Origin of the sequence: Spirillospora sp. NPDC048819, from assembly GCF_040650055.1 — a bacterium.
In the GTDB taxonomy this organism is placed as follows: Bacteria; Actinomycetota; Actinomycetes; order Streptosporangiales; family Streptosporangiaceae; genus Spirillospora.
In genome coordinates this window covers 24,609-31,567 of record NZ_JBEZGN010000064.1, presented here as the reverse complement: position 1 = coordinate 31,567, position 6,959 = coordinate 24,609, and the positions used below count along the sequence as shown (strand labels likewise).

Genomic DNA, 6,959 nt, shown 5'->3' with positions numbered 1-6,959 from the left:
GGGGGGTTTTGGGGGGGGCGCCCCCCCCGGGGGGGGGGGGGGGGGGGGGGGGGGGGGGGGGGGGGGGGCCCGCGCCGCCCGGCGGGGGGGGCCCCCCCCGCGCCGGTGTCAAGGTGTGGGTTGCGTTACAGGTACTGGCCGGTGTTGGCGACGGTGTCGATGGATCGGCCGGCTTCGGAGCCCTTGGTTCCGGAGACGAGGGTGCGGATGTAGACGATCCGTTCGCCCTTCTTGCCGGAGATGCGGGCCCAGTCGTCGGGGTTGGTGGTGTTGGGGAGGTCTTCGTTCTCGCTGAATTCGTCGACGCAGGCGGCGAGGAGGTGGTTGACTCGCAGGCCTTTTTGTCCGGTGTCGAGGAATTGTTTGATGGCCATTTTCTTGGCGCGGTCGACGATGTTCTGGATCATTGCTCCGGAGTTGAAGTCCTTGAAGTAGAGGACTTCCTTGTCGCCGTTGGCGTAGGTGACCTCCAGGAAGCGGTTCTCCTCGGTTTCGGTGTACATGCGCTCGACGGTGCGCTGGATCATGGCCTCGACGGTGGCGTCTTCCGAGCTGCCGTGCTCCTTGAGGTCGTCGGGGTGGAGTGGCAGTCCGGTGAGGATGTACTTGGAGAAGATGTCCTTGGCGGCTTCGGCGTCGGGGCGTTCGATCTTGATTTTGACGTCGAGGCGGCCGGGCCGCAGGATCGCGGGGTCGATCATGTCTTCGCGGTTGGAGGCGCCGATGACGATGACGTTCTCCAGGCCTTCGACGCCGTCGATCTCGCTGAGGAGCTGCGGGACGATGGTGTTCTCGACGTCGGAGGAGACTCCGGATCCGCGGGTGCGGAAGATGGAGTCCATTTCGTCGAAGAAGACGATGACGGGTGTTCCGGCGGATGCCTTTTCGCGGGCGCGCTGGAAGACCAGGCGGATGTGCCGTTCGGTTTCGCCGACGTACTTGTTGAGGAGTTCGGGGCCCTTGATGTTGAGGAAGAAGCTCTTGCCCTCCTGGCCGGTCTTCTCGGCGACCTGTTTGGCGAGGGAGTTGGCGACGGCCTTGGCGATGAGCGTTTTTCCGCATCCGGGGGGTCCGTAGAGGAGGACGCCCTTGGGGGGCCGGAGCTGGTGTTCGCGGAAGAGGTCGGCGTGCAGGTAGGGAAGTTCCACGGCGTCGCGGATCATTTCGATCTGTGAGCCGAGGCCGCCGATCTCGTTGTAGGAGATGTCGGGGACCTCTTCGAGGACGAGTTCTTCGACCTCCGCCTTGTGGATCTTCTCGTAGGCGTATCCGGACCGGGGTTCGAGCATGAGGGAGTCGCCGGCGCGGAGGGGTACTCCGCGCAGTGGTTCGGCGAGTTTGACGACGCGTTCCTCGTCGGCGTGTGCGATGACGAGGGCGCGCTGGCCGTCGTCGAAGAGTTCCTTGAGCATGACGACTTCGCCCTGCTCTTCGAACTTGAGCGCTTCGACGACGTTGAGGGCCTCGTTGAGCATGACCTCTTGGCCGCGTTGGAGTTCGTCGACGTCCACGGCGGGGCTGACGTTGACGCGGAGTTTGCGTCCGCCGGTGAAGATGTCGATGGTTCCGTCGTCGCGGGCTTCGAGGAAGACTCCGAATCCGGAGGGTGGTTGTGCGAGCCTGTCGACCTCCTCCTTGAGCGCCACGATCTGTTCGCGAGCCTCTTTGAGGGTCGCTACGAGACGCTCGTTCTGACCGGTTACGGCGGCCAGGTTGGCCTGTGCCTCATGGAGGCGTTCTTCCAGCACACGTACTTGGCGCGGGGATTCCGCGAGCTTTCGGCGCAGCACGGAGATCTCCTCCTCCAGGAAGGAGATCTGCGTTTGGAGGTCCCTGACCTCCTTTTCGTGCTGCGCCTTGCGCGCCCCAGCATCGTCACGAGCGGCCACGCCCCGTCACCTCCTCACGAAGAGAGCCGACGACCTACTGAGACCCTACCTATCTGGAGGGCTTCCGTAACCTGCCCATTCGGTGTTCGTGTCGTGCGGGGGTGTTCGGGGAGGGTTGGGAGGGGTGCTGTGGGGGCGGTATGGGGTGTGCGGTTACGGGCCCTGGACCTGGGGGTTCGTGGTTTCGGGCGTGTCGTGGCGGGGGTTTGCCGAGTTCGGTGGCGTGTGGGTTGGGACACGGGTGTGTCGGGGCGGTAGGGGCCTGCCGCGGGTGTGATCTATGCCTCGGCGGGTTGGCCGGGCGTGGCGTCGCCGGTGTCGGCGGTGGGGCCGGCGGGGGCGGGGTGTGCGCCTTTGGCGGGGCGGCGGCGGCGGGTGGGCGGGGTGACGCCGTCGGCGAGGCGGCGGGCGGTGACGAGGAAGCCGGTGTGGCCGATCATGCGGTGGTCGGGGCGGACGGCGAGGCCGTCGACGTGCCAGGTGCGGAGCATGGTCTCGAAGGCGTGGGGTTCGGCGAAGTTGCCGTGGGCGCGGAGGTCTTCGACGATGCGGGACATCTGGGTGGTGGTGGCGATGTAGGCGCAGATGATGCCGCCGGGGATGAGGGCTTTGGCGGCGGTGTCGATGCATTCCCAGGGGGCGAGCATGTCGAGGACGACGCGGTCGATCTCGGTTTCGGCGAGGGCGTGTTCGAGGGGGCCGACGGTGAGGCGCCAGGCGGGGTGGGGGCCGCCGAAGAATTTCTCGACGTTGGCGCGGGCGATCTCGGCGAAGTCGGGGCGGCGTTCGTAGGAGGTCAGGAGGCCGTGTTCGCCGACGGCGCGGAGCAGGAAGCAGCTGAGGGCGCCGGATCCGGCGCCGGCCTCGACGACGCGGGCGCCGGGGAAGATGTCGGCGGCGGCGATGATCTGGGCGGCGTCTTTGGGGTAGACGACGGCGGCGCCGCGGGGCATGCGGAGGGTGAAGTCGGTGAGGAGGGGCCGGAAGGCGAGGTATTCGGTGCCGCCGGTGGCGCGGTAGACGGTGCCTTCGGGGCTGCCGATGATGTCGTCGTGGGGGACGGAGCCTTTGTGGGAGTGGTACTGCTTGCCGGGTTGGAGGGTGATGGTGTTGATGCGGCCTTTGGTGTCGGTGAGCTGAACCTGGTCTCCGGGCCGGAACGGGCCGTGGGGTGTGCGGCCGGGCGTGGGTGTGGGGCCGTTCGGCCGGGGTTCGCTCATGGAGGTCAAGGCTAGCGGCGGGCGGGTGTGGGGCTGACGGCTGCCCGGGTCGTGCGGGGTGGGGCCGGGGGTGGTGTCAGATGCCGGTGAAGGCCTGGTCGACGTCGGTGGTGGCGAGGACGCCGTAGACGCGGCCGTCGGGTTCGACGAGGAGGTACTCGGAGGCGGGGGCGCGGCGGAGGGCGTCGAGGAGGTCTTCGCCGGTGATGTCGGCGGGGAGGGTGAGGTCGTCGTGGACGCCGCGGGACAGGTCGCCTGCGGTGACCCAGGGGCGGCGGTGTTCGGGGGTGGCGGTGACGGCCTTTTCGTTGACGAGTCCGAGGGGGCGGCCGTCGTGGTCGGCGATGACGATGGCGCCGGCGTGGTCGTGGTGGGCGCGGCGGATGGCTTCGGCGAGGGGGGTGTCGGCGGTGACGAGGGTGGCGCGGCGTGCGAGGCGGCGGGCGGTGAGGTGGGGGATGCGGTCGCGGACGTGTTCGGCGCGGATGGCCTGGGTGGCGCCGACCCAGATGAAGGAGGCGACGAGGGCGGACCAGAGGAGGGCGAGCCAGCCGATGCCGGTTTCGCCGTCGCCGGTGCCGGTTCCGTAGGTGGCGAGGTAGGCGCCGGCGACGAGGCAGGCGATGGCGACGGCGCGGCCGACCCAGCCGGCGATGATGCCGCCGTTGCGGCTGTGTCCGGTGGCTTTCCAGACGGCTGCGCGGACGAGGCGTCCGCCGTCGAGGGGGAGGCCGGGCAGGAGGTTGAAGACGCCGACGAGGAGGTTGGCGAAGGTGAGGGCGTCGACGAGGAGGAGGGCGACGTCGGGGAGGGGGACGAGGGCGTGGGTGAGGAGGCCGAGTCCGGCGAGGACGAGGTTGACGAGGGGGCCGGCGAAGGCGATGAGGAATTCGCGGCCGGGGGTGGGGGCTTCGCGTTCGATGGCGGTTTCGCCGCCGAGGACGTGGAGGGTGACGGAGCGGACGGGGAGGCGGAAGGCGCGGGCGGTGACGGCGTGGCTGAGTTCGTGGACGAAGACGGAGCCGTAGAGCAGGACGGCGTAGGCGAAGGCGACGAGGTAGCTGAGGGGGCGTTCGACGACGTCGTGGACTTGTCCTTCGAACATGACGGTGATGAGCGCGGCGACGAGGAACCAGCTGGGTGAGACGTAGACGGGGATGCCGAAGGGGCGGCCCATGAGGAGGCCGGGGCGGGTGGTGCGGCCGTCGTCGGGGCCGGGGTCTCCGGCGGGCGTCTTTCCCTCGGTCGGGGGCGCGCTGTGTGTCACGTGACCGATGCTACGGCCCCGGTCGGGCGGATCGGCCGGTGGTGGGCGGGTCGCGGTGCGGCGGGTGCGGGTTTTCGTCGGGGGTGTCGCCTAGTGTGCTGTGCCATGACGACGACCGAGGCGGGTAGTGCTGCGTCCGTTCCGTCCGGGGCCGGCGGCGGGGGTGCCGGTGGCGTGGCGGAGGCCGGTGGGGCGGGTGTGGCGGTGGTGGGGTCGTTGTCGCCGTCGCGGGCGGGCGATTTCATGACGTGTCCGTTGCTGTACCGGTTCCGGGTGATCGACAGGTTGCCGGAGCGGCCGAGTGCGGCGGCGGCGCGGGGGACGCTGGTGCATGCGGTGCTGGAGCGGTTGTTCGATCTTCCGCGGGGTGGGCGGACGGCGGAGGCGGCGGTGGAGCTGCTGGGGCCGGAGTGGGAGCGGCTGCTGGTGGAGGAGCCGGAGCTGGCGGAGTTGTTCGCGGACGGGGATGCGGGGGACGCGGAGCGGTCGGCGTGGCTGGAGCAGGCGCGGCGGATGGTGGAGCGGTACTTCACGCTGGAGGATCCGCGGCGGCTGGAGCCGGCGGAGCGTGAGCTGTTCGTGGAGACGGTGCTGGATTCGGGGTTGAAGCTGCGGGGGTACATCGACCGGGTGGACGTGGCGCCGGGCGGTGATGTGCGGATCGTGGACTACAAGACGGGGACGGCGCCGCGGGCGGATTTCGAGGCGCGGGCGTTGTTCCAGATGAAGTTCTACGCGCTGGTGCTGTGGCGGTTGCGGGGGCGGGTTCCGCGGCTGCTGCAGCTGATGTATCTGGGTAACGGCGAGGTTCTGCGGTACGAGCCGGACGAGGCGGATCTGCGGGCGACGCAGCGGAAGGTGGAGGCGCTGTGGCAGGCGATCCGGCGGGCGATGGACACCGGGGAGTGGCGGCCGCGGGCGGGGCGGCTGTGCGATTGGTGTGATCACAAGGAGCGGTGCCCGGAGTTCGGGGGCACTCCCCCGCCGTTGCCGGTGGTTCCGGTGTCCCGGCCGTCCCCGGCGGATCTGGAGGGCGCGGCGGGGCCCGGTGCCGCCGCGCGGGAGCGCGACGACCTGTAGCGATGCGATCACGGTGGGTGTTGCCGGGACGGCCGGTTGCAGGGTGCGGGCGGGCGTGTCCTCCTTGGGGAGGACTGCGGATCCGCGTTCAGGAGGGGCCGCGGCCTGGTGTGACCTCCTAGGGTGAGAGACGTGTCACCCCGCATCCGTGGTCTTCTTGCCTTCCGCGCCTGGTTGAAGGCGCGTCCTCAGGCGGCCGACGCTTTGTTCGCGTTGGGTCTGCTGCTGGTGGGGCTGCCGCAGCTGTTCCTGGAGGAGCTTCCGACGGGTGCGGATTACGACCACTTCCGTGACCCGGACGTGTGGAGCGGGCTGCTGGTCGTGGTGGTGACGATGTCGCTGACGTGGCGGCAGCGGCATCCGCTGCCGGTGCTGGCGTTCATCATCGGGGGCGAGCTGGTGATGGCGGTGGCGGGGTATCCGCCGTCGGTGCCGGACGTGGTGGCGTTCCTGATCGCGGTGTACAGCGTCGCGGCGCATCGGGGGCTGGCGCAGAGCGCCCTGGGGGGCTTGGCGGGGTTCGTCTACTTCCTGGTGTATCTGATCCTGCTGCCGGTGCCGACGTCGCTGCCGGTGGTGGTGACCGATTGCGCGCTGGTGGTGGGGGTGTGGGTGCTGGGCCGGAACCTGCGGCTGCGGCGGGCGTATTTCGCGGAGCTGGAGGACCGGGCGGCGCGGCTGGAGCGGGCGCGGGGCACCGATGCGCGGGCGGCGCGGATCGAGGAGCGGTCGCGGATCGCGCGGGAGCTGCACGATGTGGTGGCGCATCATGTGAGCGTGATGACGGTGCAGGCGGGGGCGGCGCGGCGGATCATCGACCGGGACGCGGGCAGCGCGCGGGAGGCGATGTCGACGATCGAGGAGGTCGGGCGGACGGCGCTGAGCGAGATGCGGCGGATCGTGGGGGTGCTGCGGACGGACCGGGACGCCGAGCAGGCGGGCCGGGAGCTGGCGCCGCAGCCGGGTCTGGGCGACCTCGGGGAGCTGCTGGATCATGTGCGGGAGACGGGCCTGTCGGTGCAGCTGTGGATCGAGGGTGAGGCGCGGTCGCCGTCGCCGGGGGTGGACGTGGCGGCGTTCCGGTTGATCCAGGAGGCGCTGACGAACACGCTGAAGCACGCGGGGCCGCAGGCGCGGGCGTGGGTGCGGCTGTACTACGGGGATCGTGACCTGACGGTGGAGATCGAGGACGACGGCCGGGGCACGGCGACGTTCATGGCGGACAGCGACGACAATCCGGGGCATGGCCTGGTCGGGATGTACGAGCGGGTGGCGTTGTACGGTGGCGAGTTGAGGATCGGGCCGCGGGTCGGCGGCGGGTTCGGTGTGCGGGCGCGGTTCCCGTTGGAGGCGTGAGGCCCCGGAAGGCCGTAGGTTGGGCGGGATCACCGTGGTTCGGAGGATCGCCGTAGGTTCACCAGGATCACCTGGATCGCCGTAGTTTGGCGGGATCACCGTAGGTTGGGCGGATCGCCGCATTTGGGCGGAGCGTCGCGAGGCGAG

The 6,959-nt window shown here is 70.0% G+C and carries 5 protein-coding genes; 2 read left to right on the top strand and 3 right to left on the bottom strand.

The features are described from left to right. Nucleotides 1–125: 125 nt before the first annotated feature. From arc to AB0C35_RS44115, 3 genes are all read right to left on the bottom strand, one after another. Nucleotides 126–1,889: a proteasome ATPase gene (gene arc, locus AB0C35_RS44125; protein WP_358469994.1), complete on the bottom strand. Its 1,764-nt coding sequence runs from the start codon at nt 1,887–1,889 to the stop codon at nt 126–128. Between the two features lie 278 nt (nt 1,890–2,167). Next, nucleotides 2,168–3,109, bottom strand: coding sequence for a tRNA (adenine-N1)-methyltransferase (locus AB0C35_RS44120; RefSeq protein WP_358469992.1), 942 nt, complete (start codon nt 3,107–3,109; stop codon nt 2,168–2,170). Nucleotides 3,110–3,185: 76 nt separating this feature from the next. Beyond that, nucleotides 3,186–4,376 (bottom strand): site-2 protease family protein, encoded by a 1,191-nt coding sequence (locus AB0C35_RS44115; protein ID WP_358469989.1) that lies wholly within the window; start codon nt 4,374–4,376, stop codon nt 3,186–3,188. 105 nt (nt 4,377–4,481) lie between these two features. On the opposite strand from AB0C35_RS44115, the gene AB0C35_RS44110 reads away from it, so the two are divergent. Both AB0C35_RS44110 and AB0C35_RS44105 read left to right on the top strand, forming a co-directional pair. Then, nucleotides 4,482–5,456: a PD-(D/E)XK nuclease family protein gene (locus AB0C35_RS44110; RefSeq protein ID WP_358469986.1), complete on the top strand. Its 975-nt coding sequence runs from the start codon at nt 4,482–4,484 to the stop codon at nt 5,454–5,456. A 132-nt stretch (nt 5,457–5,588) separates the two neighbouring features. Continuing rightward, the gene (locus AB0C35_RS44105; protein WP_358469983.1) at nt 5,589–6,812 is read left to right on the top strand and encodes a sensor histidine kinase; all 1,224 of its coding nucleotides are present in this window, start codon (nt 5,589–5,591) and stop codon (nt 6,810–6,812) included. The last annotated feature ends 147 nt before the right edge of the window (nt 6,813–6,959 follow it).

Excerpts from the sequence above, each read along its gene's own strand:
- AB0C35_RS44120 (WP_358469992.1), bottom strand. The coding sequence starts at position 3,109 with ATGAGCGAACCCCGGCCGAACGGCCCCACACCCACGCCCGGCCGCACA.
- AB0C35_RS44110 (WP_358469986.1), top strand. The coding sequence starts at position 4,482 with ATGACGACGACCGAGGCGGGTAGTGCTGCGTCCGTTCCGTCCGGGGCC.